The 26,766-nt window shown below is 60.3% G+C and carries 24 protein-coding genes; 7 read left to right on the top strand and 17 right to left on the bottom strand.

Going from position 1 to position 26,766, the window contains the following annotated elements; all coding sequences use genetic code 11:
• Window positions 1-118: 118 nt before the first annotated feature.
• Both J3361_RS16600 and J3361_RS16605 read right to left on the bottom strand, forming a co-directional pair.
• Complete coding sequence (locus J3361_RS16600) at window positions 119-694, bottom strand: hypothetical protein (RefSeq protein WP_207965481.1); 576 nt, start codon at window positions 692-694, stop codon at window positions 119-121.
• A gap of 105 nt (window positions 695-799) precedes the next feature.
• Window positions 800-1,222, bottom strand: coding sequence for a DUF3757 domain-containing protein (locus J3361_RS16605; protein WP_207965482.1), 423 nt, complete (start codon window positions 1,220-1,222; stop codon window positions 800-802).
• Between the two features lie 303 nt (window positions 1,223-1,525).
• Here J3361_RS16605 and J3361_RS16610 point away from each other — a divergent pair, with 303 nt between their 5' ends.
• The gene (locus tag J3361_RS16610) at window positions 1,526-2,101 is read left to right on the top strand and encodes a DUF2780 domain-containing protein (protein ID WP_207965483.1); all 576 of its coding nucleotides are present in this window, start codon (window positions 1,526-1,528) and stop codon (window positions 2,099-2,101) included.
• Window positions 2,102-2,134: 33 nt separating this feature from the next.
• On the opposite strand, the gene J3361_RS16615 is transcribed toward J3361_RS16610, so the two are convergent.
• From J3361_RS16615 to J3361_RS16625, 3 genes are all read right to left on the bottom strand, one after another.
• A complete protein-coding gene (locus J3361_RS16615; RefSeq protein WP_207965484.1) occupies window positions 2,135-2,542 on the bottom strand; it encodes a DUF3757 domain-containing protein in 408 nt (135 codons plus the stop codon).
• A 130-nt stretch (window positions 2,543-2,672) separates the two neighbouring features.
• Window positions 2,673-3,692, bottom strand: coding sequence for an RHS repeat-associated core domain-containing protein (locus tag J3361_RS29535; protein WP_243458902.1), 1,020 nt, complete (start codon window positions 3,690-3,692; stop codon window positions 2,673-2,675).
• Between the two features lie 81 nt (window positions 3,693-3,773).
• The gene (locus J3361_RS16625) at window positions 3,774-4,667 is read right to left on the bottom strand and encodes an acyltransferase (protein WP_207965485.1); all 894 of its coding nucleotides are present in this window, start codon (window positions 4,665-4,667) and stop codon (window positions 3,774-3,776) included.
• A 341-nt stretch (window positions 4,668-5,008) separates the two neighbouring features.
• Here J3361_RS16625 and J3361_RS16630 point away from each other — a divergent pair, with 341 nt between their 5' ends.
• On the top strand, window positions 5,009-5,515 hold the full coding sequence (locus tag J3361_RS16630; protein ID WP_207965486.1) for an ATP-dependent zinc protease: 507 nt from the start codon (window positions 5,009-5,011) through the stop codon (window positions 5,513-5,515).
• Window positions 5,516-5,581: 66 nt separating this feature from the next.
• Here J3361_RS16630 and J3361_RS29540 read toward each other — a convergent pair whose 3' ends face one another.
• Window positions 5,582-6,610 (bottom strand): RHS repeat-associated core domain-containing protein, encoded by a 1,029-nt coding sequence (locus J3361_RS29540; protein ID WP_243458903.1) that lies wholly within the window; start codon window positions 6,608-6,610, stop codon window positions 5,582-5,584.
• Between the two features lie 180 nt (window positions 6,611-6,790).
• Here J3361_RS29540 and creB point away from each other — a divergent pair, with 180 nt between their 5' ends.
• The 3 genes from creB (at window position 6,791) to creD (ending at window position 10,490) form a co-directional block, all read left to right on the top strand.
• Window positions 6,791-7,471, top strand: coding sequence for a two-component system response regulator CreB (gene creB, locus J3361_RS16640; RefSeq protein ID WP_207965487.1), 681 nt, complete (start codon window positions 6,791-6,793; stop codon window positions 7,469-7,471).
• Window positions 7,471-8,889, top strand: coding sequence for a two-component system sensor histidine kinase CreC (gene creC, locus J3361_RS16645; RefSeq protein WP_207965488.1), 1,419 nt, complete (start codon window positions 7,471-7,473; stop codon window positions 8,887-8,889). The genes creB and creC overlap by 1 nt, the downstream gene beginning before the upstream one ends.
• A gap of 227 nt (window positions 8,890-9,116) precedes the next feature.
• Window positions 9,117-10,490, top strand: coding sequence for a cell envelope integrity protein CreD (gene creD, locus J3361_RS16650; protein WP_207965489.1), 1,374 nt, complete (start codon window positions 9,117-9,119; stop codon window positions 10,488-10,490).
• 264 nt (window positions 10,491-10,754) lie between these two features.
• Here the strand turns inward: creD and J3361_RS16655 are convergent, their stop codons facing one another.
• From J3361_RS16655 to J3361_RS16690, 8 genes are all read right to left on the bottom strand, one after another.
• Window positions 10,755-11,384, bottom strand: a complete 630-nt coding sequence (locus J3361_RS16655) for a glutathione S-transferase (RefSeq protein ID WP_207965490.1) — start codon at window positions 11,382-11,384, stop codon at window positions 10,755-10,757.
• A 198-nt stretch (window positions 11,385-11,582) separates the two neighbouring features.
• A complete protein-coding gene (locus J3361_RS16660) occupies window positions 11,583-11,762 on the bottom strand; it encodes a hypothetical protein (RefSeq protein ID WP_207965491.1) in 180 nt (59 codons plus the stop codon).
• A complete protein-coding gene (locus J3361_RS16665) occupies window positions 11,759-12,889 on the bottom strand; it encodes a PepSY-associated TM helix domain-containing protein (RefSeq protein WP_207965492.1) in 1,131 nt (376 codons plus the stop codon). Before J3361_RS16665 ends, J3361_RS16660 begins: the two co-directional genes overlap by 4 nt.
• A 222-nt stretch (window positions 12,890-13,111) precedes the next feature.
• The gene (locus J3361_RS16670) at window positions 13,112-15,550 is read right to left on the bottom strand and encodes a TonB-dependent siderophore receptor (RefSeq protein WP_207965493.1); all 2,439 of its coding nucleotides are present in this window, start codon (window positions 15,548-15,550) and stop codon (window positions 13,112-13,114) included.
• 233 nt (window positions 15,551-15,783) lie between these two features.
• Window positions 15,784-16,758, bottom strand: coding sequence for a FecR family protein (locus tag J3361_RS16675; RefSeq protein WP_207965494.1), 975 nt, complete (start codon window positions 16,756-16,758; stop codon window positions 15,784-15,786).
• Window positions 16,755-17,273: an RNA polymerase sigma factor gene (locus J3361_RS16680; RefSeq protein WP_018607416.1), complete on the bottom strand. Its 519-nt coding sequence runs from the start codon at window positions 17,271-17,273 to the stop codon at window positions 16,755-16,757. Before J3361_RS16680 ends, J3361_RS16675 begins: the two co-directional genes overlap by 4 nt.
• Before the next feature lie 230 nt (window positions 17,274-17,503).
• Window positions 17,504-18,211, bottom strand: a complete 708-nt coding sequence (locus tag J3361_RS16685; RefSeq protein ID WP_207965495.1) for a 3'-5' exonuclease — start codon at window positions 18,209-18,211, stop codon at window positions 17,504-17,506.
• The gene (locus J3361_RS16690; protein WP_347709636.1) at window positions 18,208-20,142 is read right to left on the bottom strand and encodes a putative nucleotidyltransferase substrate binding domain-containing protein; all 1,935 of its coding nucleotides are present in this window, start codon (window positions 20,140-20,142) and stop codon (window positions 18,208-18,210) included. The genes J3361_RS16685 and J3361_RS16690 overlap by 4 nt, the downstream gene beginning before the upstream one ends.
• A gap of 257 nt (window positions 20,143-20,399) precedes the next feature.
• Here J3361_RS16690 and J3361_RS16695 point away from each other — a divergent pair, with 257 nt between their 5' ends.
• Entirely contained in the window at window positions 20,400-20,846 is a 447-nt protein-coding gene (locus J3361_RS16695; protein WP_207965497.1) for a response regulator, read from the top strand.
• Window positions 20,847-21,041: 195 nt separating this feature from the next.
• Here J3361_RS16695 and J3361_RS16700 read toward each other — a convergent pair whose 3' ends face one another.
• Complete coding sequence (locus J3361_RS16700; protein WP_207965498.1) at window positions 21,042-23,219, bottom strand: malate synthase G; 2,178 nt, start codon at window positions 23,217-23,219, stop codon at window positions 21,042-21,044.
• A gap of 550 nt (window positions 23,220-23,769) precedes the next feature.
• Here J3361_RS16700 and J3361_RS16705 point away from each other — a divergent pair.
• A complete protein-coding gene (locus J3361_RS16705) occupies window positions 23,770-24,291 on the top strand; it encodes an ACT domain-containing protein (protein WP_207965499.1) in 522 nt (173 codons plus the stop codon).
• 214 nt (window positions 24,292-24,505) lie between these two features.
• On the opposite strand, the gene rarD is transcribed toward J3361_RS16705, so the two are convergent.
• On the bottom strand, window positions 24,506-25,393 hold the full coding sequence (rarD, locus tag J3361_RS16710; RefSeq protein WP_207965500.1) for an EamA family transporter RarD: 888 nt from the start codon (window positions 25,391-25,393) through the stop codon (window positions 24,506-24,508).
• A gap of 201 nt (window positions 25,394-25,594) precedes the next feature.
• Entirely contained in the window at window positions 25,595-26,569 is a 975-nt protein-coding gene (locus tag J3361_RS16715) for a serine/threonine protein kinase (protein WP_207965501.1), read from the bottom strand.
• Window positions 26,570-26,766 lie beyond the last annotated feature (197 nt).

Below are 26,766 nucleotides of genomic sequence, written 5' to 3' on the forward strand. Positions count from 1 at the left end.
TGCTCCCGCTGGGCTGCGCAGCGGCCCCAAAGCCAGTCACCGGGGCGTATCAGAAAGATGCCATCCGCTTCATTGGGGGCGCTGCGCACCCCAGCGGGAGCAAGCTCCCTCGCCACGGTTAGTCTTGGGCCGTTGCGGTCTCGACTCGTTCGCAAAATTCAGGGTAGAACCCTTTGGCGCTGGGGCCTTGGCAATAGGCCTGCGCCTGGGCCAGGGCGTCGCTGCTGAATTTCAGGCTGCGGGGCATACCGGCAAAGGTTTCGTAGCCGCCTTGTTGGGTCTTGATGGCGTCAAACCCTGGCATGTCATAGGCCAGTTCCACGTCATCATCGGCAAGGATCCGCGCCTTGACCGTCACTTGCGTGTACTGCTTGCCCCCCGGCGCACCGTTGAGCGCCGCCAGGCCGTGGCCGACGATCCGCAGCATGTGCGGGACCCAGGGCTCGCAGTCATCCGCGCACGTGCCAAGACGGTAGTGCATGGTCAGCGTTTGCTGGTCGCGGGTTACATCGGTGAGGGTCGGATCGGAGCGCTTGATGCGGTGCTCGATGGTCAGCCAGGTCTTTTGTTCTTCGCTGGTGCCATCGGCCAGTTCTGGATTCAGCGGGCCGCGCTGGCATTCATTGACGCCCAGGACGATGAGCATGCCGGTCACGATGACCGCGAGGGTGGCGCCGCCGATTTGTACGTTCATGGGCAAACTCTGTTGGAGGACGCCGCACTGTACGGTAATGGCGCAGGGGATGGCAGGGCGCTTTGAATCGCTGTGCTGGAACAGTGACGCGGTTGCCATGACCGATCAATAAATCAAGTTGAAGTAGTCGCCATCCATCAACCTACACATTCGGGTGTCCGCGCTGTCGCAGCGATTGCTCGCCCATTTTGAAAAGGCCGGTTCCAGGATCTGTTGTTCTTCCAACTTCAGATTGATCGCCCCGTACCTACATGTGATGGTTGCACGGGAGGGTGTCTGCTCGTTTTCATCGTCCTTATGTATCACGTACTCGGCGCCTTCGAATTGCAACGATACCGGGTTGACCACATCCACCAGGCTTTCGCTCGCCCATTCATGGTCGTCCTGTACATCGACGAAGAAAACGTCTTCCACCGCTTCGATGTTTCTGCGGATGTCGGTGGCGGCGGGACAGGTTATTTCACCGGCCTGGACGTGGCCGATGATCAGCAAAAGCAAGACCGCGCCTCCAGCCAGTATTTTATTCATGTGTGCCAGGCTCCAGGGCTCAGTTCAACGATTCACTGCTTTGGTCGGGCGGGCTACTGTCAATGTTGACAGTTATTTATGTCAATTTTGAACTGTATAGGGATGTTTGGTAACTTTTGGCTATATAAAAACGCGCGGCTTTCGCTAAATCAGACACTTCTTACGACCTTGAACGATTTTTCTGTAGTGGCTATCGGCTATTAGTCCGGTAAGTTGAGGAACAATCCTCGTTCGCACCAGTCCAACGCACGCTTTACGCCGCTCTTCGTGGGCGGCTTTTTCGTGCTAAAGAGGATGTCCCGGATGAAGGTTTCACGCGGTTTTGTACTGTCTTGGCTGTTGACGCTGGCCGCCAGCCCGGCCTTCGCGCAGTTCAGCCTCAGCGATGCCGCCAACGTGGTCTCGGCCATGCAGGGCAACTCAGGTGAGGAAGAGGGCGTGGTGGCCGCTGCGCCGAAAGCGGCCGGGCTACTCAACACCTTGGGATCGGAACTGAAGATCACGCCGGAACAGGCCATCGGCGGTGCCGGTGCGATGCTGGGGCTGGCCAAGAATCGGCTCAGCGAGCCGCAGTTCTCCGAGTTGAGCAAAAGTGTGCCGGGCCTGGATCAGATCGCCGGAAACAGCGCCATCGGCGGCCTCAATGGCCTGGGTGGCTTGCTCGGTGGCGGATCGGACAAAAATGCTCTGCTCGACGGCCTGCTCGGTAACGTCAAGGACACCAGCGACCTGAACAATGCCTTCAGCGCGCTGGGCATGGACAGCGGGATGATCGGCCAGTTTGCTCCGATTATTCTGCAGTACCTCGGCCAACAGGGCGTTGCCGGTTCGCTGTTGCAGAACTTGGGGGGCATTTGGGGGAGCGGTTCGGGGGTGTGAGGGTGGCGACACCGAAAATCCGCCACAGGGGTATCAGAATCTCAAGCTGAGGTAGTCGGCTTTTTCCCGCCTGCACGTCTGAGGGAGCTGGCTGGCGCAACGCGTGTCCAGCCCCGGCATCAAGTTCAGCTCTTGGGGCGTGGGGCAATAATCCAGCGTGAGATTTCTCTCACCGTGCGTGCATGTAATGCTTACCTTCGCCGATGCCTGTTGATTTTCGTCAGGCTCATGGATCGCGAACTCGGCGTCGTTGAAGGGCAGCGCCGCCGGGTTGAGCTCCTGCACGAGGCCCTGGCTTTGCCATTCGGGATCATCCTGCATTTCTACCGTCGCAGTGTTGTCATGGAGTTGTGTCACGGCTGGACAAGTGACTTCTCCAGCATGGACATGGCCGCTCATCAGCAGAATTATTCCACCGCCGCCCGTCATGAAGTTTCGCATGGGTGTGCTTCCGATTAGGGTTCGGGGACATGGTTATGGCTGGGTCTGGTGAGGGGTACTGTCAGGGTTGACAGTTTTTTATGTTTATTTGGAATTGCATTGGTCATTTTTTATTGATTTTTTGAATAAATCAGCGGCGACGGTTTGTCGGTCTGGCTGGAGCTTTGCGAACGGTTTCCGTAGCTTGTGCTAGATCTAAATATGCCAATTGTTGGTCCCAAAGATCATTTTTTATATTCTGCGGGGCTAGGGTAACTACCGGGCGTTTTGGTATAGGAGGTCCTAAACGACTTGAAGTAGTTACTGGTGGCCGCTGAGTCTTTTTTGACAAAAGCTCTTGATTTGTATCGTGCAATTTTTGGTTGATCGCCTTCAGTTTTGCAATTTCGTCGGCCTGACTGGAAATAGTTCCCTCGTAATGAATCTTTTCAAGAGTTTTTGCTTTCTTTGTCGCTTGTAGTTCCGATGTTACCGTTGCTAGCTGGGATTCTACCCGTTCTAGTTTTACACCCGCCTGAGTGGCATTTCTCTGGGCCAGTTTTGCCTCATGTTTGTAATGGGTTTTCGAGGATCTGAACACGTTGCGCCATAACGAGCGAATGCCCTTGAGAAACGAGAAGTGCCCAGTTGGATCCATCCGGTTCCTCGGATCTCCTGCACAATAGCCATACGCATTCAACCCCCCCTCCCCAAACGGACTCCAACTATCCGGACTATTAAACCGCATCAACACCGGATTGAACCCCCGATACCCATTCCCCAACAAATAATGCCCCGTCACCGGATCCGGCCGTTCGCCGTTAAACCCAAGCAAGCTGAGCAGGCCGTTTCCCGGTGGGCGATGGCCGTAGGGTGTATAGATAAGGGGATGAAGCCGGTTCGCATCGAGCACATTCAATACCGACCGCTGCTGATCGGTCGCCAGCAGGGCGGTATCGACCTTCACATCCTCGCGCTGAAGTTGCGCCAACAACTGGTCTTCATGCTGGAAAACGCTGCGTTGCACCGCGCCCTGTATCTCCGTCGCCAATCGGCTCTTGCAGTAGAACCGCTGGATCCCGGCCTCGGCGGACGGTGCACAATCCACCAGGCGATCCAATGGGTCGTAGGAGTAGCGGCACAATACGGTTTGTTGAGGAGTGGTAGGCATGCACCGAACTCCGCGCAAGGTCCAAAAAATCCGGACCTCCAGCATCGGCGCTTTTTCAGCCGCTGCCTACTATCAGAACTGTTAGGTTTCCTGGCGTTCGCCGCGCAATTGGGCGATGCGCCGGTCCTTTTCAGTCCAGAGCCGATTAACCCAGTCCTGCACCTGCTGGCGAAACAGTGGATCGTTTTCGTAATCGCCCTGCCAGAGTGCCGGGTCCAGTTCGCGGGTCTGGATGTCGATGATGACCCGGGGTACCGCGCCGCTGATCAAGTCCCAGAACCCGGGAATGCGCGCTTGCGGATAGACCACGGTCACGTCCAGCACCGCGTCCAGTTGCTCGCCCATGGCCGCCAGCACGAACGCCACGCCACCGGCCTTGGGCTTGAGCAGGTGGGTGAAGGGCGATTGCTGTTGTTGGCTTTTGCTGGCGGTGAAGCGTGTGCCTTCGAGGTAGTTGACCACGGTGACCGGTTGGCGCTTGAACAGTTCGCAGGCGGCCTTGGTGATTTCCAGGTCTTTGCCGGCCAGCTCGGGGTTCTTTGCCAGGAACGCCTTGGTGTAGCGCTTCATGAAGGGGTAATCCAACGCCCACCAGGCCAACCCCAGGAACGGCACCCAGATCAGCTCTTTCTTGAGGAAAAACTTGAAGAACGGCGTGCGGCGGTTGAGGGTCTGGACGAGGGCGGGGATGTCCACCCAGGATTGGTGATTGCTGATTACCAGGTAGGAGGTGTCGCTGCGCAGGTCCGCGCCGCCGCGGATGTCCCAACGGGTGGGGATGCACAGGGCAAAGATCAGCTTGTCGATCTCGGCCCAGGTCTCGGCGATCCACATCACCGCCCAAGAGGCGTAGTCGCGAAAGCGCCCGGGCAGGACCAGTTTGAGCAGTGCGAACACCATCAGCGGGCCGAACAGCATCAGAGTGTTGAGCAACAGCAATAGAGTGACGAAACAGCCGGTGAGCAGGCGGCGCATAGATGACTCTTGCAAACGGGTGGGCGGGTCATGATAAGCAAGCTTCGGGTGGTAGGCCAAATCGGTGTGGACGAAAATTTCACTTGGGCTAGGGTAGATTGGGGCCGCTTTTGTGGCCAGAGATTGCTCTCGCTGAGCTGTGTAGGAGCTGCCGAAGGCTGCGATCTTTTGATCTTTCGCTTTGGACTCAAGTGTCTTTGGAAAGATCGCAGCCTCGTTTCACTCGACAGCTCCTACAAGGGCCGAGCGGGAGCAAGCGCCCTCGCCACAGGGATGTTTAACCGAACGAATTCGTTGGCCACGGTCTAAAATCCCACGCTCACAATGGAAGCCTTAACTACATGAAATCGGTCCTCGCCCTGCTTTCCCTGATAGCCCTTCCAGTACTGGCCGCCGAGCCGACCCTGTACGGGCGCTATGAATACATCGCGCTGCCGGAAATCGGCGGTAAAGTGCTCAAGGCCAAGATGGACACCGGCGCCCTGACCGCCTCGCTGTCGGCCAAGGACATCGAGACCTTTACCCGTGATGGCGATGATTGGGTGCGCTTCCGCCTGGCGACCAAGGATGCGGACAACAAGGTCTACGAACACAAGATCGCCCGCATCAGCAAGATCAAGACCCGTTCCGAAGAGGATGAGGACGACGACGAAAAGATCGCCCCCACCAAGCGCCCGGTGGTCGATCTGGAGTTGTGCCTGGGCAACGTCAAGCGCACGGTCGAGGTCAACCTGACCGACCGCAGCAGTTTCAATTACCCGTTGCTGATTGGCGCGAAGGCGTTGCGTGAGTTCGGGGCGGCGGTGAATCCGGCGCGGCGGTTTACGGCGGATAAGCCGGATTGTTGAAGGGCGGGGCTGAGGCTGGCGGGAAAGCGCCCCGGTAACTGTATGAAGTGTTGATGGCCGAGTTTTTTACCTATTTCGAATGTTATTTTTTTGGGCGATAATTCGTTCTATTAGTGGCAGGGCTCTATTATTTAAAAAGTCGTGATCGTTCCTTACTCGTGGTATAACTTCTAGGTGGAGGGTTTTAGATGTTTCTAAAGTGCTGGCGAGGGTTTTTATCGCGTCTTTTTTTGATATTTTTGATGGCGTTATTAGCGGGCGGCTAGGGCTGGTAATGTGTTTTATATATGTCTCGTGCTCTGTCGCTATTTCGGCCATCTTCTGGCCAAATTCAATATTTTTGCTGTCGGTTTTTTTTGCGATCTCGATAATCTGCTTTGAAGTTAATCCGCTCAGCTGCACAGGCTCAGGCTCTTTGTTAAGTAAGGGCTGGTTTGGAAGTATATCTTTTCCTTTGTATATGACTGGGTGGCCTTGGAATGCCTTATCGGCAGCCTGGGATGTATTTATGTTTTTTAGAGGTATTACTTTCCAATCTCTAAGGAGTGTTTTTATTCCAAAGATATGCCCCGTAGGATCGCTCCGATTGATAGAGTCCCCTCCACAATACCCATAAGCATTAAACCCGCCCTCCCCAAACGGACTCAAACTGTCCGGACTATTAAACCGCATCAACACCGGATTGAACGCCCGGTACCCATTCCCCAACAAATAATGCCCCGTCACCGGATCCGGCCGTTCGCCGTTAAACCCAAGCAAACTGAGCAAGCCGTTTTCCGCCGGGCGATGGCCGTAGGGGGTGTAGGCAAGGGGGTTAGGCCCGGTGGCATCGAGCACATTCAATACCGACCGCTGCTGATCGGTCGCCACCAGGGCGGTATCGACCTTTGCATCTTCGCGACGCCGTTGCGCCAACAACTGGTCGTCGTGCTGAAAGACACTACGCTGCACCGCCCCCTGTATCTCCGTCGCCAATCGGCTCTTGCAATAAAACCGCTGGATATCGATCTCAGCGCAGGGCGCACAATCGGCCAGGCGATCCAGCGGGTCGTAGCGGTAGCGGCACAATACGGTTTCGCGAAGGGAGGGAGCCATCGACTAATCTCCATCTGAAATCCAAAAAAACCGGTCTTAAGCATCATCCGTTTTCCAGCGCTTGCCTACTATCAGAACTGTTAGTCCTGACCGCCAACACCTGACAAATTCGACTGCCGATTGACGTCCCCCAAACCTTGCGGCACCGTTCCGGCAACTTTACTGCCGGGCCCGCAAGCCATGCCTCATATCCTGATTGTCGAAGACGAAGCCGCCATCGCCGATACGCTGGTGTTTGCCCTGCAAGGGGAGGGGTTTGACACCACTTGGTTGAGCCTCGGCGCAGCCGCTCTTGAACACCAGAAAAACACCCCGGCGGACCTGATCATTCTCGATGTAGGCCTGCCGGATATCAGCGGATTCGAGACTTGTAAAAAAATCAGACGTTTCAGCGACGTTCCGGTCATCTTTCTGACAGCCCGGGATGGCGAGATCGATCGGATCGTGGGTCTGGAGATCGGTGCCGACGATTACGTGGTCAAGCCTTTCAGCCCTCGCGAGGTGGCGGCCAGGGTTCGGGCGATCCTCAAGCGCGTGGCGCCGCGGCCGGCGGCGGAGCTGGGCTCGGCGTTGTTTCAGGTCGATGCCGACCGCGTGCAAATCAATTATCGCGGCACCCCGCTGAGCCTCACTCGTCACGAATTCCGCCTGCTCAATTGTCTGCTGGAGCAGCCCGAGCGGGTCTTCAGCCGTGAGCAACTGCTCGATGCCCTCGGCGTGGCCAGCGATGCCGGCTACGAGCGCAGCATCGACAGCCACATCAAGAGCGTGCGCGCCAAGTTGCGTTTGGTTCGGGCCGAGGCCGAGCCGATCCAGACACATCGGGGCCTGGGCTACAGCTACAGCCCGGGGCACAGCTGATGTCGCTGGGGATCCGGATTTTCCTGGTGTATGTGCTGTTTATCGCCCTGACCGGTTATTTCGTGCTCAACACGGTCATGGAGGAAATCCGCCCCGGCGTGCGCCAGTCCACCGAGGAAACCCTGGTGGACACCGCCAACCTGATGGCCGAGATCCTGCGGGACGATTTCAAGGCCGGCACGCTCAACCAGAATCGCTGGCCGCAATTGCTCAGGGCTTACGGCGAGCGCCAGCCGGCGGCGACGATCTGGGGCCTGCCGAAAAACCAGGTCAGCCATCGCATCTACGTCACCGATGCCAACGGTATTGTCGTGCTCGATTCCAGTGGCGCGGCGGTCGGGAAGGATTATTCACGCTGGAACGACGTCTACCTGACCTTGCGCGGCCACTACGGTGCCCGTTCGAGCCGCAGCGATCCGGACGATCCGGCGTCGTCGGTGATGCACGTCGGCGCGCCGATTCGCGACAACGGCCGGATCATCGGCGTTGTCACGGTCGCCAAACCCAACAGCTCGTTGCAGCCTTATGTCGATCGCACCGAGCGGCGGCTGTTGATCTATGGCGCCGGCTTGGTCGCCCTGGGCTTGTTGCTGGGCGGCTTGCTGTCGTGGTGGCTCAGCGCGGCACTGCGGCGTTTGACGATCTACGCCCAGGCGGTCAGCCAGGGGCGTCGGGTGGAAGTGCCGCATTATCGTGGCGGTGAATTCGAGCAACTGGCCGGTGCGGTGGAGCACATGCGCACCCAACTCGAAGGCAAGGCCTACGTCGAGCGTTACGTGCACACGCTCACTCACGAACTCAAGAGCCCGCTGGCGGCGATTCGCGGCGCTGCTGAACTGTTGCAAAACGATATGCCCGCCGCCCAGCACCAACGTTTTGTCAGCAACATCGATAACGAAAGCGTGCGCATGCAGCAGTTGATCGAACGCTTGCTCAACCTGGCCCAGATTGAGCAGCGCCAGGGGCTGGAGGAAGAGGTCGCGGTGCCGCTGGCGGCGTTGATGGACGAGTTGCTGGAAGCGCGCGGTGGCTGGATCGAAAGTCGTCAGTTGACGGTGGAACAGCGTATCCCTGCCGACCTGACGCTGACGGGAGAGCCGTTCCTGTTGCGCCAGGCCTTGGGCAACCTGCTGGAAAACGCCTTGGACTTCACCCCCGTCAACGGCCTGCTACGGGTCAGCGCCGAACGCAGTGGGAACCGTGTCGAGATCCGCCTGTTCAATCAGGCCGCGCCGATTCCCGACTACGCGCTGCCGCGCCTGAGCGAACGCTTCTACTCCCTGCCGCGCCCGGACAGCGGCCGCAAGAGCACCGGCCTGGGGCTCAACTTCGTCGAGGAAGTGGTGCAGTTGCATGGCGGGCAATTCAGTATTGGCAATGTCGAGGGTGGGGTGGAGGTGGTTTTGCGGTTGCCCTGAAACCCCATCTGCTATCTGACTAAACACTACCCTTGTGGGAGCGAGCCTGCTCGCGATAGCGGTGGATCAGCTTGCATTTAGTTGCCTGACAGTCCGCCATCGCGAGCAGGCTCGCTCCCACAGTTCGTCTGTCGTTGAGCCTTCTCCACACAATCTCCACATTTCCCCCATAAACCCCTCACACAGCCACCCCAGACTCTCCCTCATTCGAACAGGGAGAGCCCCACATGAACCGCAGCCTCGCCATAAAACTGGGCATGATCGCCCTTTTGATCCTTTTGCTGATGATCCCGCTGTTGATGATCAATGGCCTCATCGACGAGCGCCAGGAACTGCGCGACGGTGTGCTGCAGGACATCGCCCGCAGCTCCAGCTACAACCAGCAACTGATCGGGCCGATGATCGTGGTGCCGTTTCGCAAGAGCGTGAAGGTCTGGAACACCAACGAGAAGACCGGTGTGCGTTTCCTGGAAACGGTCGAGCGAACGGGCGAGTTGTATTTCCTGCCTGAGCAATTCGAGCTCGACGGCCAGGTCCGCACCGAAACCCGTGCCCGCGGGATCTACGAGGCGCGGATGTTCCACGCCGATAACCGCATCGATGGCCGCTTCAAGGTGCCAGAGCGCTACGGTGTCGCTGCCAAGGATTTTGCCGATTACCGTTTTGACGAGCCGTACCTGAGCGTCGGCATCAGCGATATTCGTGGCATCGAGAATGCGTTGACCTTGACGCTGAACCAGCAGACCGTCGATTTCCTGCCCGGCTCGCGACTCGGCTGGCTGGGGCAGGGCGTGCATGTGCCGCTGCCGATGATCACCGCCGAGGGCGGTCCCGAGTTGACCTTCGGTTTTGACCTGCGCCTGCAAGGCACGGGCGAGTTCCAGATTCTGCCGGTGGGCAAATCCACCAAGGTGCACTTGTCGGCCGACTGGCCACACCCGAGCTTCATCGGTAACTACCTGCCCACCAACCGTGAGATCAATGAGCAGGGTTTCAGCGCTGACTGGCAGACGTCGTTTTTCTCCACTAACTTGTTGGAAACGCTGCAAGCCTGCGAGCCAAGCGATAGTTGTGAAGCGTTCCGCAGCCGTGCCTTCGGGGTGAGCTTCATCGACCCGGTGGATCAATACCTCAAGAGCGACCGGGCGATCAAATATGCGCTGCTGTTCGTCGCCCTGACCTTCGCTGGCTTCTTCCTCTTCGAGGTGCTCAAGAGCCTGGCGGTGCACCCGGTCCAGTACGCGTTGGTGGGTGTGGCGTTGGCGTTCTTTTATCTGCTGCTGTTGTCACTGTCGGAGCACATCGGTTTCACCCTGGCGTACTTGGTGTCGGCCAGTGCCTGTGTCGTACTGATCGGGTTTTATGTCTGCCATGTGCTGCGCAGCGTGAGCCACGGCCTAGGGTTTTCGGCGGGGCTGGCGGGCTTGTACGGTTTGCTCTATGGCCTGTTGAGCGCCGAGGATTATGCGTTGTTGATGGGCTCGCTGTTGCTGTTCGGCCTGTTGGGCGTGTTCATGGTGCTGACCCGCAAGTTGGACTGGTATGGGGTTGGGTCGAAGTCGGCGGCGGCGATGAGCTTTGAGTTAGGAGAGGTGAAATGAGCCGGTCGCTGGGGTTGCGGGAGGACCGGCAATGGCGGGAAGTGTTAGTGAGGCAGGTTGCTGGGTTGTTTCCTTTGGATCCGGTGCGCTGCCATCGCGGGCAAGCCTTGCTCCCACAGGTTGAGCGGGTCCATGTGGGAGTTCAACTGCTCCCACAGGTTGAGCGGGTCCATGTGGGAGCTCTCACCTACCCCCACAGGTCGAGTGGTGGTCCATGTGGGAGCAAGGCTTGCCCGCGATGAGGCCGGTACGGTTAACGCAAGGCTAAACCCTGGGCACCGTCTCGACCATCGAAGGCCGCAGGCTCACCTCGGCAAACCAGGCTCCTAATTGCGGGTTGACCTTGCGCCATTCCAGATCGGGATGGCGCAGGTCCAGGTAGCCCAGGGCGCAGGCCACGCTGATGGAGGCCACGTCGAAATGGCAGGCCAGTTCGGCAATCGCCTCGGCTTCGAGCAGGCCCAGGGCACGGCGAATCTTGTCCCGTTGCGCATCGAGCCATTCGTCCCAGTGTTTTTCCACAGGACGCAGCGCGGTTTCGTAGCGAATCATCACCGCCGCGTCCATGATCCCGTCGGCCAGGGAAGCCAGGGTCAGGCGCCGCCAGCGGGCCGCACCGTCCCGGGGGATCAACGGGTTGCCGACGTGCTGGTGGTCGAGGTAATCGAGGATCACGCGGCTGTCATGGATCACTGTGCCGTTGGCCAGGCGCAGGGCCGGGATCTTGCTCAACGGGTTGTCCTCGATCAGCGCCCGGTCCGGCTTGACCGGCGTGAGCTGGCTGAGCTGCAACGCCACGCGGTCTTGCTGGCCGGTTTCGTGCAGCAGCACCAGGACCTTGCGCACGAAAGGGGAAGCGGGGTTGTGGAACAGCGTCATGCTGGGGGGGGACATGCGGGTATCCTCGATTGGGCGGGCAGGGGCTTAGCCTAGACAGTTGAAGGGCGGCTGGCGAGTTCCCGGTTGGCCAGTGCAGCCCAATGTGGGAGCGAGCCTGCTCGCGATGGCGGTGAGTCAGCTCCGTTGAAGTTGACTGACACCCCGCTTTCGCGAGCAGGCTCGCTCCCACATTGGCTCTGTGTTTGGCTGGCGTTATCCGCGTTTGATCAAGCCCCAAGTCCCTAGCACCGTGGGTATGCCCAGGCCAACCCAGCTCACCGCATCCCACGCACCGTCACCGAGCAATGCGCTGAACAACCCCGCCGCGCTCAGCGCACCAATCATCACGGGAATACCAAACACCTTCCAGAAATTCGACTGCCGAGGCCTCACGAAGCGACCTCCGCACCAACGGTTGCTCGCTTGGCCGCTTTACGCCGCACCAGCCACAGGTAGACGCCGCTGCCGAGGACGATGATGGTCAGCACATCGAGGGTCGCCCAGAAAATCTGCATCGGCCGGCCACCGTAGTCGCCGAAGTGCAGGGGCAGGGACAGGCTCATCATGTCCATGTACCACGGTCGTTCGGCGACGGCGGTGACGTCCAAGGTGGTGGCATCGATCAGCACGGGCGTGAGTAGGTGCGAGGTCAGGTGGGTGTCTCCTTTCATGAAGACGCTGTAGTGGTGCTCACTGGAGAACAGCGTGCCGGGGAAGGCGATGAAACTCGGCTCCATGCCTGGCGCGACGCCCTTGGCAATATCCAGCAAGCGTGTGGCCGGGGCCAGTTGGGTCAGCGGCGGGGCGTTGCGGTAGGGTTCGACCATGGCGCTGAGGCTGTCGTTGCGCCACGCGGCGATGAGCAGGTCAGCGCAGGCGGCGATCACCCCGGTCACGCCCACCGTCAGCGCCCAGACCAGCGTGACCACGCCAATCAGGTTGTGCAGGTCGAGCCAGCGCAGGCGCGTGGATTTGTCCTGGCGCACCGTGGCGAACTTCAAGCGGCGCATGAACGGCAGGTACAGGACCACCCCGGAGACGATGGCAATCACGAACAACAGCCCCATGAAGGCCAGCAGCAGCTTGCCCGGCAACCCGGCGAACATGTCCACATGCAGGCGCAGCATGACCATCATGAAACCGCCATTGGCCGAGGGCATTTCCAGGGCCTCGCCGGTACGCCCGTCGAGCATGAAGGTGTGAGAGGAATTAGGTTCGGTCCCCGGTGTCGGCGCCATGATGGTGATGACGCCGTTGGGCTCGTCCTCGTCCCAGCCAAAATACTGGACCACTTCACCCGGGCGATGGGCCTTGGCTTTTTCCACCAGTTGCTGCAAGTCCAGCGGCGGCGTGTCGGCTGGCATCTCCCGAAGCTCGGGGGCATCGCCCAGCAGGTGTTCGATTTCATGATGGAAGATCAACGGCAGCCCGGTGATCGCCAGCATCAGCAGGAACACCGTGCAGATCAGGCTGGTCCAGGTGTGGATGAAGGACCAGCGGCGGATGGTTTTGCTTTTCATGAGCGATCCGAATGCAAAAGGGCACTTGGGGGGATAACACTGTTCTTTTGGGGGACAGCCATTGTGGCGAGGGAGCTTGCTCCCGTTGGATTGCGCAGCGATCCCATGTTTTTGGGGCCGCTACGCGGCCCAGCGGGAGCAAGCTCCCTCGCCACGGTTTTCCTTACATGGACAGCTTTGCCAACCGAGCACCCTCAAATAGGTTTTGCAAATGCTAACCGTTTACCATTTGTAATTCACGCTGGCGACGACATTACGTTGGTCACCGTAGTAGCAGTAGAAGCCGTCGCAAGTGGACAGGTAGTCCTTGTTGAAGATGTTTTTTGCATCCACCGCCACGGTGACGCCCTTGAGGGTCCTGTTCAAACGACCCAGGTCGTAATGGGCCGAGGCGTCGTACACGGTGTAGGAACCGACATGGCCCCAGTCGGTGTTGGTGGTGTTGCCGTAGGTGTCGCCGACATAACGCACGCCGGCGCCGACGCCAAAGCCGTCCAGCGGGCCGTTGTGCCAGGTGTAGTCGGCCCAGGCGGTGGCCTGGTTGCGCGGCACCTGGGCCATGCGCTTGCCTTTTTCCGCCGCCGTGCCTTTGGTGATTTCGCTGTCGTTGTAGGTGTAGGAACCGATCAGCTTGAGGTTGTCGGTTACATCGCCCGAGGCTTCCAGTTCCAGGCCGCGGACTTGGACTTCACCCACCTGGCGGGTGACGTTGTTTTCGGTCACGGAGTTGTTTTTCTGGGTCAGGTCGAACACCGCGGCGGTCAGCAGCGTCTTGGTGCCGGGTGGCTGGTACTTGATGCCCGCTTCGTACTGTTCGCCTTCGGTCGGCTTGAATGCTTCGGTGCTGTTGACGGTTGAACCTGCCGCCGCCTGGAACGACTGGGCGAAGGAAAGGTACGGCGTCACGCCGTTATCGAAGACGTAGCTCAACGCCGCGTTGCCGCTGAATTTCTTGTCGCGCTGGGTGTTGGTGACGTTGTTCAGGTTGTGGAACACGGTGCCGGTATGAATCCAGTCTTCACGGCCGCCGAGGGTCAGGCGCCAGTTGTCCAGGGCGATCTGGTCCTGGACGTACAGACCAGTCTGATTGGTTTTCTGGTTGTAGTCGTACATGGTGAAGTACTCGACGTTGGAGAAATCCTGTCCATAGGTCGGGTTGTGGATGTTGCTGGTCGGCACGCCAGTCGAACCCCAATCCCAGCGCGAATTGCTGTTGGAGCGCTGGTGATCCAGGCCCAGCAGCAGGGTGTGGCTGAGGGCGCCGGTCTGGAAGTCGGCCTGGAAGTTGTTGTCCACGGCGAACTGGCTGATGTCTTCATTGATGACGCTGGCGCTGCGCTTGACGTTGCCGTCGGCGTCCACCGATTGGTCGGGGCCGTCTGGCCAGAATTGGCCGCCAGCCGAGATACCTTGGGTTTCCAAATCGCTCTTGGTATAGCGCAGGTTCTGGCGGAACTGCCAGGTATCGTTCAAGCGATGTTCAAACGCGTAGCCGAGGGCGTAGTAGGTGCGGTCGTAGAATTCCCAGTCCGGGTCGCCGAGGTTCTTGTGGTGGGAAATCTTGCCCGCCGGCGAGGACAGCTTGGTGCCTTGCAGCGGCAGGAATTGCCCGGTAATGCCGGTGTCGTCGCGGGTGTATTGCGACAGGAAGGTCAGGCGCGTGTCGTCGTTGATGTTCCAGGTCAGGCTCGGCGCGAGGTTGTAGCGCTTGTCCGGGATGTGATCGACCTGGGCGTTGCTGTCGCGCACGGTGCCGCTGACCCGGTAGAGGAACTGGCCTTCGTCATCGACTTTGCCGGTGCTGTCGAAGTTGATCTGCTTGTGTTCGTAGCTGCCGGCTTGCAGCTCGACTTCATGGCTGCTTTCGGCCTGTGGGCGACGGCTGACCATGTCCAGCATGCCGCCGGGTGGCGTCTGGCCGTAGACCGACGAGGCCGGGCCACGCAGCACGGCGATGCGCTCAAGGTTCCAAGGCTCGATTTTCGGCGTGATGTAGTTGCCCTTGGGCAGCGGCAGGCCATCGAGGAACTGGGTCGGCACGAAGCCGCGCACCAGCAGCCAGTCGTTGCGCGAATCCGAGCCATAGCCGCTGCTCTGCACACCGGCGGTGTAGCGCAGGGCGTCATTGAGGTTGAGGACCGAACGGTCGTCCATCTGTTGGCGCGTGACCACGGAGACCGAACGCGGCAGTTCGACGATCGGCGTGTCGGTCTTGGTCCCGGCGGCGGTGCGGGTGGCGGCGTAGCCCTCGGTCGGGCCCCATGCGGTTTCGCTGAGGCCGGCACCGATCACGCTGGTTTCCGGCAAGGCCATGACCCCTTCAGGCACGGCTACCAGGCTGTAGGTGCCAGCGCTGCTTTGTTCCAGCTGCAGGCCGGTGCCGCGCAAGGCTTCGCGTAATGCTCCGGTGGCGTCGAACTGGCCCTGGACCGGGGCCGAGGTCTTGCCCGAGGCCAGGGACGGATTCAGGCTCAGCGCAAGGCCGGCCTGGCTGGCGATCTGATTCAAGGTGCTGGCCAGAGGCGCGGCGGGCAGGTTGTAGGCGCGCACGTTGGTGGTCTGTTCGGCGGCCAACAGCGGGGCGCTGGTCAACGGGGCGGCGAAGGCAATGGCAACGGCCAACAGGCTGGGGCGCAACAGGGTGTCTAGCGGGCGGGACATACGGCGGCTCCTGAATGGAAATATTTCTCAATTGCTTGGGTGCCGGATGAAAATCGAAAAGTGATAGGGGTAGATGAAAATAATTTAGATTCGGTTTGCGGGTGATGGTGTCCAGTCTGTTTTTTTACTGGATCAACAGGCCTCTTCGCGAGCAAGCCCGCTCCCACAGGAGTCCGCATTCCCATGTGGGAGCGGGCTTGCTCGCGAAGGCGGCCTAACTGAGCAACGATCTCTCAGGGTTTCGGCGCGGTACTTGGCCCCACCACCACCCACCACCGCGTGTGATGCTCGATCTGTACCGGCAAGGTCGGCAGCAAGGCGGTCAGGGCCAGGTCGGTGTCGTGTAGCGGAAAACTGCCGGTGATGCGCAGGTCGGCCACGTGTGGCTCGACGCCCAGGTAGCCGCGCCGGTAACGGCCCAGCTCATGGACCAGGTCTTCGAGGCGGGCGTTGTCCACCACCAGCATGCCGCGGGTCCAGGCATCGGCGCCGGGGTTCAGGGCGATGGTCGGGCCGAGGCCGTCGCGGCGCATCAGCACTTGTTGGCCTTCGCGCAGGATCTGTTCTTCATCGGTGGCCTGCGGATGCGCGGCTACTGCGGATTTCAGTACGCTCAGGCGTGTGCCCTGGTCTTCGCGCTTGACCAGGAACCGTGTGCCCAAGGCGCGCATGCTGCCCTCGCGAGTCTCAACGATGAAAGGGCGCGGATCGTTATGGCCGGTTTCCACCAGGATCTCGCCTTCCTGCAGGATGATGCGACGCTGTTTGTCATCGAAACGCACGTCCAGCGCGCTGTGGGTGTTGAGATTGATCAGCGTGCCGTCGGCCAGGCGCAAGGTGCGCTGCTCGCCTGTCGCGGTGCGCTGGTCGGCCAGCCAGTAATCCAACGGCAGGTAACGCTCCCCGGCAAACAACGCCAGGCCGATGACCGCAACAACGCTGGCCAGGCCACTGCCTACTTTGCGTATTCGTCGGCGAATGCTCACCCGCGATTGCAGCAATGCCGCCCGCGCCGGCCCGTTGGCGACACTGAAGCGTTGGTCGAGCATGCCTAGCTGGCGCCAGGCCCGAGCGTGTTCTTCATTGGCCGCGTGCCATTGGGCGAACGCTTCACGCTCCTGGGCGTTGCTCGAGTCCAAGGACAACTGCCAGGCAATGGCGGCATCCAGCACGCTGGCCGAGACCGGTTTGGCATGGGCCTGGCTCATGTCGGCTCACCGTACAGGGCGATGTAGCACTGGCGGATGCCCTGGGCCAGGTACTGCCGTACCCGCGGCACCGACACCCCCAGGCGCTCGGCGATTTCGGCGTGGCCGAGGCCGTCGAGGCGGTTATAGAGGAAGGCTGCGCGGGCCTTGCTCGACAGTTTGCCGAGCAGGCGATCGATGGCCTTGAGGTCTTCCAGGATGATTTGCTGTTCTTCCACCGAGGGCTGCTCGGCCTCGGGGATCAGCATCAGTTCGGTGAGGTAGGCCTGCTCCAAGGCTGCGCGCCGGAAATAATCGAACAGCAGGCCCTTGGCGATGGCCACCAGAAACGCCCGGGGCTCGCGGGGGGCTTTCAGTTCCTCGCGACCCAGCAAACGCACGAAAGTGTCCTGGCTCAGGTCCTCGGCCCGGTGCGCACACGCCACGTTGCGTCGCAGCCACGCCAACAGCCAAGCGCGATGGTCACGGTACAACGCACCAACCAAATCACTGTGGGGAGTGGGGACTGACGACACGGAGTATCACCGACGTTTTAAGTAACGAGAATTGTTCGCGATTGTGGCAGAGGGCGGGGAGGGAAAGCAATTGGCGCTGGTCGGGCAGTGGCGATGGTGCTGAATGAACCAGGTCCCTTGTGGGAGCGAGCCTGCTCGCGATGCGGACAACTCGGTGTCCTGTGGGATCAGGGTGATGCCATCGCGAGCAGGCTCGCTCCCACAAAAGCCTCGGGCTGTAAGTCTTCAGGTTAAAGCGAAGGCGCCTGCTGCCGCCGTTTCCACTGGCCCACGCGCTGTTGCAGCTCAAGGGGGTTGTGGATCTGTTGCTGGCGGGCGCGGCTGAACAGGATCAGCGCCAGTTCCGCCGTGGCCAGGGCATCGGCGCTGGCGTTGTGGCGGTCGAAGACTTGCAGCTTGAACCAGTCGATCCACTCGTCCAGGCCTGACTTGCGCAGATGGGCTTGCGGGCAAAGCATCGGGGCCAGGTCCGCCACGTCGAGGAACGGATGCTGCAGGCGATAGCCCAGGTAGTCTTTCAAGGCGCGCCCGAGCATGTGGGAATCGAACGGCGCGTGAAAAGCCAGCAGTGGGCTGTCGCCCAGGAACTCCATGAACGCCAGCAGCGCCTCGGCCGGGTCGCTGCCGGCGGCAATCGCGCTGGGGGCCAGGCCATGGATCAACACACTTGGCCCGAGTTTCTGCTTATCGCATTGCAAGGTGCGTTCAAACTGCTGGCTGAAGTCGATGGCGCCATCTTCGATGACCACCGCTCCGATGGACAGTACCTGGTCCTTGTTCAGGTTCAACCCGGTGGTTTCCAGATCGAGCACGACCCAGCGTTGTTCCCGCAGGTCGCATTCACTCAAGGCTGACGCCGCTGGAAGCTGTTCCAGGCGCCTTTGTATTTCTTCGGGCAACAGGGGTTGGGCCGGGCGCAGCCAGGAAAAAATACTCACAACTGGTACCTCAGCGTCAGGCTGCTTTGCAGGCGTTGGGCCTGGCGCAGGGATTCGCGCAGGATGCGTCGGTCCAGGTGGTTGAGGCTGTCGGGGTCGACGCGGTTGGAATAAGGCAGGTTCTCACGGGTTTGCAGTTGATGTTGCTGCATGCGGGTCTGCTGGATGAAGTGATAGGCCTCTTCATAGGCTGCGCCATCGAGCGGTTCGATCACTTGCTTGTCGACCAATTGCCGCAAGCGTTCCAGGGTGTTGTTGGCTTCGATGCCGTTGGCTAGGGACAGCAGACGGGCGCCGTCGACGAAGGGTGTCAGGCCCTGCACTTTCAAGTCCAGAGTCGCCTTTTCGCCATTCTTGCGGCTCAGTACGAAATCCCTGAAGCGTCCCACAGGCGGGCGATGGCGCAGGGCGTTCTCGGCCATCATGCGCTGGAACAAGCGGTTGTCGGCCACCTGGCTGAGGATCTGCTGGCGCAACTGTTCGCAACCTTGCTCATCGCCCCAGACCACCCGCAGGTCGAAATAGATGCTCGAGCCCAGCAGGTTTTCCGGCGTCGCTTCGCGAATGAATGCCGAGAAGCGCCGGGCCCATTCCGCGCGGGACAGGCACAGCTCGGGGTTGCCGGCCATGATGTTGCCCTTGCACAGGGTGAAGCCGCACAGGGCCAGGCTCTGGTTGATTTGTTGGGCGATGGGCAGCAGCAGGCCACGGATCTGCGCGGCATGGGCGGCGTCCCGGGCTTCGAACAGAATGCCGTTGTCCTGGTCGGTGTGCAGGGTTTGCTCGCGCCGGCCTTCGCTGCCAAAGCACAGCCAACTGAACGGCACGCCCGGGTCGCCCTTATCGGCCAGGGTCAACTCGATGACCCGGCAGACGGTATGGTCGTTGAGCAGAGTAATGATGTGGGTGATCTGGGTCGAAGATGCGCCGTGGGCCAGCATGCGTTCCACCAGCTGGCCGATTTCGCCGCGCAAGGCCACGAGGTTTTCCAATCTGGGCGCGTTGCGAATGGTCCGGGCCAGGTGCACCAGGTCGACGCGCTGCAGGGAAAACAGATCGCGCTCCGAGACCACGCCGCACAGGCGATGGTCCTTGACCAGGCAGACGTGGGCGATGTGGCGCTCGGTCATGGCGATGGCCGCGTCGAAGGCGCTGTGGTCCGGCGAGAGAAAAAACGGTTCCTGGGTCATATGTCCTACGATGGCCTGGGAAAAATCCCCGGCCCCATCGGCCACCACATGCCGCAGGTCGCGCAAGGTAAAAATCCCCACCGGTGCTTTTTGTTCATTCACCACCACGATGCTGCCAACTTGCTGCTCGTGCATCAGCTTCACGGCTTCCCGTAGCGGCGTGTCCGGGCTGCAACTGACCGGGTGGCGCATCGCCAATTCGCCCAGCCGCGTGTTGAGGGAGTACTGGGTACCCAGGGTTTGTGCCGACTTTTGCTGGACCTGCTGATTGACCTGGTCGAGCAAGCTGCTGACCCCACGCAGGGCGAAATCGCGAAACGGGCCGGACAGGGCGAACAGCTTGATGAAGGCCTGTTTGTTCAGTTGCAGGCAGAACGTGTCTTCGCCGGCCCGATGCTCGGTGCGCGTGGCCCGTTCGCCCAGCAGCGCGGCGAGGGGGAAACATTCGCCAGTGGTGATCTCGAAAGTGGTCTCGGTGCCACCTTTGGCTGAATGCGGGCGTTCGCCCACCACCCGGCCCTGCTTGACGATGTAGAAGTGCTCCACCGGGCCGTCGGCCGGTTTGATGATGGTGTCGCCCGGGGCGTAGAAACGCAGCAGGCATTGCTCCACCAGATAGGCTAGGTGGGCGTTTTCCATTTGGTTGAACGGGGGAAAGCGCTGGAGAAACTGCAGCGTCCCCTGGATGTTTTGCAACACCGCGGTTTTCCCTGCCTGGATAAAGGCGTCCGCTTTTTTCATAACCATTTGCGCAGTCTTATTCGAATTGTTGTGGTCGGATCTGTTCACCATGGTCGACCCCTCAGCGCGGGGTGCCCATTGGACGTAAGTCTAGGTCGTTGCCTAGGGCTGACTTACAGAAAAGTCCTACGCTAGACGTCAGAAAAATCTTCATTGAATGTTCTTGGAAAAAAATCCGACGAAGTGCACATTGAAGCGCCGCAGAACGATGTCTGACCACTGTGCCTGGGGATCGATTTAAGAACGTAGAGAGCACCATGTCCGACCACGATATTTTGAGTGACGCCGAGCGCGAGGCGCTGAGTGCCGTCATGTTGGAACCCGACCTGCCGCCGCAGCGCGTGCTGATCGTCGACGACGACAAGGATGCGCGTGAACTGTTGTCGGAGATCCTGGCATTGGACGGGATTCACTGCATGACCGCCGCCAGTGGCGAAACGGCACTCAAGATGCTGGCAACCAAGCCGTCAATCGGCCTGCTGATCACCGATCTGCGGATGGGGAATGTTGATGGCCTGGAACTGATTCGCCTGGTGCGCGAGTCCGAGCGGGCGGCGTTGCCGATCATCATTGTGTCGGGCGATGCCGACGTGAAGGACGCGATCGAAGCCATGCACCTGAGCGTGGTGGACTTTTTGCTCAAGCCGATAAACACCGAACAGCTGCTGGGGTTGGTCAAGCATGAGTTGGGGATGGATCTCTAGCCCATCTTCTGTGGGAGCAAGGCTTGCCCGCGATGCAGGCGCCTCGGTGCACCAGAGACCGCGCCGTCTGCATCGCGGGCAAGCCTTGCTCCCACAGATAATTTTCCCTCGCCACAAAGGCAGTCAGGTGTTGCAAATAAAAAAGCCCTGATCGAGAGATCAGGGCTTTTTTTGTGCCGCGTAGTTACCGCTCAATCACAACCCATTGGCTGCCTTGAACTCGCGACGACGACGGTGCAGCACCGGCTCGGTGTAGCCGTTCGGCTGTTTCGTGCCTTCGATCACCAGCTCGACCGCCGCCTGGAAGGCGATGTTGCTGTCGAAGTCTGGTGCCAGCGGGCGGTACAGCGGATCGCTGGCGTTCTGACGGTCGACCACCGGGGCCATGCGCTTGAGGCTTTCCATGACTTGGTCTTGGGTAACGATGCCATGGCGCAGCCAGTTGGCGATGTGCTGGCTGGAGATACGCAGCGTCGCACGGTCTTCCATCAGGCCGATATCGTTGATGTCCGGCACCTTGGAGCAGCCCACGCCCTGGTCGATCCAGCGCACCACATAACCAAGGATGCCCTGGGCGTTGTTGTCCAGTTCGTTCTTGATCTGCTCCGGCGTCCAGTTCGGGTTGACCGCCAGAGGGATACTCAGGATGTCGTCCACCGACGCGCGGGCGCGCTTGGCCAGTTCGGCCTGGCGGGCGAACACGTCGACCTTGTGATAATGCAGCGCGTGCAGGGCGGCGGCGGTAGGCGAGGGCACCCATGCGGTGTTGGCGCCGGCCATTGGGTGAGCGATTTTCTGTTCGAGCATCGCCGCCATCAGGTCCGGCATCGCCCACATGCCCTTGCCGATTTGCGCGCGACCTTGCAGGCCGGTGCTCAAGCCGATATCGACGTTCCAGTTTTCGTAGGCGCCGATCCACTTCTCGGCTTTCATGTCGGCCTTGCGCACCATCGGGCCGGCTTCCATGGAGGTGTGGATTTCATCGCCGGTACGGTCGAGGAAGCCGGTGTTGATGAACACCACGCGTTCGCTGGCGGCCTTGATGCAGGCCTTGAGGTTGACCGTGGTGCGGCGCTCCTCGTCCATGATCCCGACTTTGAGGGTGTTGCGCGGCAGGTTCAGCACGTCTTCGACGCGACCGAACAGCTCGTTGGTGAACGCGGCTTCTTCCGGGCCGTGCATCTTCGGCTTGACGATGTACACCGAGCCAGTGCGGCTGTTGCGCCGCGAGGTGTTGCCGTTGAGGCTATGGATCGCTGCCAGGCTGGTGATCAGGCCGTCGAGGATGCCTTCCGGCACTTCGTTGCCATCCTTGTCCAGGATCGCGTCGATGGTCATCAGGTGGCCGACGTTACGCACGAACAGCAGCGAACGGCCATGTAACGTGACGCTCGAACCGTCGACGGCGGTGTAGACACGGTCAGGGTTCATGGTCCGGGTAAACGTCTGGCCGCCCTTGGCGACTTCTTCCGCCAGATCACCCTTCATCAGGCCGAGCCAGTTGCGGTAGATCACCACTTTGTCATCGGCATCGACGGCGGCGACCGAGTCTTCGCAGTCCATGATGGTGGTCAGCGCGGCTTCCATCAGGATGTCTTTGACGCCGGCTGCGTCGGTCTGGCCGACCGGGGTGCTGGCATCGATCTGGATTTCGAAGTGCAGGCCGTTGTGTTTCAGCAGCACGGCGGTCGGTGCCGAGGCATCGCCCTGGAAACCGATCAACTGGGCATCGTCACGCAGGCCGCTGTTGCTGCCGCCCTTGAGGGTGACCACCAGTTTGCCGTCGATGATTTTGTACGCGGTGGAATCGACATGGGAGCCGGCCGCCAGGGGCGCCGATTCGTCGAGGAAGGCACGGGCGAAGGCGATGACCTTGTCGCCGCGGACCTTGTTGTAGCCTTTGCCTTTTTCCGCGCCATCGGCTTCGTTGATGGCATCGGTGCCGTACAGCGCGTCGTACAACGAACCCCAGCGGGCGTTCGAGGCGTTGAGGGCGAAGCGGGCGTTCATCACCGGCACCACCAGTTGCGGGCCGGCCATGCGGGCGATTTCGTCATCGACGTTTTGGGTCGTGGCCTGGAAATCCGCCGCTTCTGGCAGCAGGTATCCAATGTCTTGCAGGAAGGCTTTGTAAGCCACGGCGTCGTGGGCCTGGCCGGCACGGGCCTGGTGCCAGGCATCGATCCGCGCCTGGAAATCATCGCGTTTGGCGAGTAGGGCTTTGTTCTTCGGGGCCAGGTCGTGGATGACCTTGTCGGCACCGGCCCAGAACGCGTCGGCGGTGAGGCCGGTTCCGGGAATGGCTTCGTTATTCACGAAGTCGAACAGGACTTTGGCGACCTGCAGGCCACCGACTTGAACGTGTTCAGTCATTGCTTGCCTCACTCTGCTCAGCTATTTCGCTTTTCAGCTCTTCGATTTTGACAATGAAGCCTCGGGACATTTAAACCACAAACCCCGGAACCAGTACATGCCATCGCTGGCGGCTGGGTGTTCAAGCCTTGCTGACGGGGCTTTTCAGGGATGCGACTGGCCTTAAGCAGACATCGGTACAACAGGGGTGTCGCGATTATGTAGTGCTCGCTGCGGAATACTACATGATCAATTGCGGTTGTGAAAATTAGACTAATTGCGTCGTTCCGCGACCGACTAAAGTGTTACGGTCACGTCGGGGTATGGGATGTTCTCAAAAAACAGATGGATTGTTCCAGATAAATCTTAAGGTTTGTACACGATATGCTTGGTGTCATCCTGTGGGAGCAAAGCTTGCTCGCGATACTGGCGCCTCGGCGTCAGAGGGATCGAGTTGTTCTCATCGCGAGCAAGCTTTGCTCCCACAGGAGGAAGGTATAAATCTCCAGGTCCAGTCTGCTCGCAGATCAGCTGCCTATACTGTCCCTTCCCCAACAAGAGGACTGCGCCCATGGACCACCTCGTCATCACTGTTTTCGCCCCGGACAAGCCCGGACAGGTCGAGCGCATCGCCGATTGCATCGCCGCCCATGGCGGTAACTGGCTGGAAAGCCGCATGTCGCACTTGGCCGGGCAGTTTGCCGGGATCCTGCGAATCAGCGCCCCGGCGGAGGCCCATGAAGAATTGATCGAAGCCTTGCAAGGGTTATCCGCCCACAGCATTCGAGTGTTGATCGCGGAAAGCGCCGTTGAAGAGTCTTGCACGTGGAAACCCATCACCATGGAGTTGGTGGGCAATGATCGTCCCGGTATCGTGCGGGACATCACCCGGTTGTTGAGCGAGCAAGGCGTCAATGTCGAACGCTTGGTGACCCATGTCCGGCCGGCACCGATGAGCAGCGAACTGCTGTTTCATGCCGAGGCGCTCCTGGGCGTGCCCTTGACCCTGTCGCTGGAGGCGTTGCAGGAACGCCTTGAGACCTTGGCTGATGAGTTGATGGTAGAGCTCAAGTTCAGCGACGAAGTGCAATAAAGGTTATCCAAGAAAAAGCTGCGCCTGCCTGTGGATAACCTGTAGAGACCCGGCTCCAGCCCAGGCCCGCCGTGGTTTAGCGGTCAGTGATCAAAAAATCACCAGTTTTCAAGGGCTTGTGCACAAACGGCGGGGATCACGCTGTGGATAACCTTGGGAAGGATAAGCGCAGGCCACGCCAGACGTGGCCTGTAGAGGTTTGTGCGTTTTTTGATCAGCTGCGTCGACGCATGCTGATCACCGCATCGATGCTGTACACCGCCAGCCCGGCCCAGATAAACAGGAACGCCACCAGCGTACTGGACGACAGGTGCTCACCGAACAGCAGCACGGCGAGTAACAACACCAGCGTCGGCGCGATGTACTGGAGAAAACCGATAGTCGTGTAGGGTAAATGCCGTGTCGCGGCGTTGAAACACACCAGTGGAACCAGCGTCACGGGGCCGGCCGCCACCAGCCACCAGGCTTCGGAGGTGGTCCAGAATGCCGCCTGGGCACTGGTGGCCGTGGGGTTGAACAGCAACCAGGCGATGGCGATCGGTACGAGCATCCAGGTTTCCACCACCAGGCCCGGCAACGCCTTGACCGGCGCCTGTTTGCGGATCAACCCATAGAAACCGAAGGTCAGCGCCAGCACCAGCGACACCCACGGCAGGCTGCCCACTTGCCAGACCTGCTGCGCCACGCCGACGGCCGCCAATCCCACCGCCAGCCACTGCATGCGGCGCAGGCGCTCACCGAGGATCAACATGCCCAGCAACACGTTGACCAGCGGATTGATGTAGTAACCCAGGCTGGCTTCGAGCATGCGCTCGTTATTCACGGCCCAGACGTAGGTCAGCCAGTTGGCCGCGATCAGCGTCCCGCTCAGGGCGAGGATCGCCAGGCGCTGTGGATTGTCCCGCAGTTCGCGCCACCAGCCCGGGTGTTTCCACACCAGCAGCAACGCCGCGCCGAACAGGGCCGACCACAGCACCCGGTGGATAATGATTTCCACCGAAGGCACGCTGGCGATGGCCTTGAAATAGATCGGGAACAGACCCCAGATGATGTAGGCACTCAGGCCCAGGATGTACCCGCGACGAGGGTTGGCGGCTTGCATGCAGAATCCTTGCTTAGGCAGCTAACAAAGGGGTGATTGTAAGGAGATTTGGCTGGTTGTGCTGTGAGTATTGTGCACAATCACCGCAGATCCCTGTGGGAGCGGGCTTGCTCGCGAAGGCGGCGTACCTGGCAGCACAACTTTGCCAGACCTAGCGCTTTCGCGAGCAAGCCCGCTCCCACAGGGTGGTTCTGCGGTACATCAGAACAGCTTCAGCGGCTCTTCATTGAGCGCCGCCAGTTGCTCGCGCAACGCCAGCACCTGGTCGCCCCAGTAGCGTTCGCTGCCGAACCACGGGAAGCTGCGGGGGAAGGCCGGGTCGTCCCAGCGCCGCGCCAGCCAGGCGCTGTAGTGCATCAGGCGCAGGGCCCGCAGTGGCTCGATCAGCGCCAGTTCACGGGGATCGAAATCGTGGAACTCCTGGTAACCGTCCATCAATTCCGACAACTGTCCCAGACATTCCTGGCGATCGCCGGCGAGCATCATCCATAAATCCTGCACCGCCGGGCCCATGCGGCAATCGTCGAGGTCGACGATGTGGAACACCTCGTCGCGGCACATCATGTTGCCGGGATGGCAATCGCCGTGCATGCGGATGTTCTGGTGGGGCGTGGCGGCGTAGACCTCTTCGACGCGCTTGAGCAGGTCCCGGGCGACCGACTCGTAGGCCGGCAGCAGGCTACGAGGGACGAAACCGCTTGCCAGCACGGTGGCCAGTGAATCATGGCCAAAGTTCTTCACGCCCAGGGCTTCACGATGTTCGAACGGACGGGTTGCCCCGACCGCGTGCAAGCGCCCGAGCAATTGTCCCAGGCGATAGAGTTGGTCGAGATTGCCCGGCTCCGGCGCTCGCCCGCCGCGACGGGGAAACAGGGTGAAACGGAACCCGGCGTGCTCGTGCAGGCTGGCGCCGTTGTGAATCAGCGGCGCCACCACGGGCACCTCGTATTCGGCCAGTTCGAAGGTAAAACTGTGCTCTTCCAGGATCGCTTCGTTGGTCCAGCGCTGGGGGCGATAGAACTTGGCGATCAGCGGCTCGGAATCTTCGATGCCGACTTGATAGACGCGGTTCTCGTAGCTGTTGAGGGCCAACACGCGGGCGTCGCTGAGAAAGCCGATGCTTTCAACGGCATCGAGCACCAGGTCGGGCGTGAGGGTTTCGAACGGATGGGACATGCTGACTCCTGCGCAGCGGCAGGGCTGCCGCGTCCGGCCCAGCATGGTAGCGCAAAGCAGTCGGGATTGATTGGTGAGACTTCGTGGCGAGGGAGCTTGCTCCCGCTTGGCCGGGCTGGCGCTCCAGTGCGTAGCGCCCACAAAAACGTGGGGTCGCTGCGCAACCCAGCGGGAGCAAGCTCCCTCGCCACAAAGGG

It is taken from the genome of Pseudomonas sp. OA65 (assembly GCF_017498305.1).
In the GTDB taxonomy this organism is placed as follows: Bacteria; Pseudomonadota; Gammaproteobacteria; order Pseudomonadales; family Pseudomonadaceae; genus Aquipseudomonas; species Aquipseudomonas zanjanensis.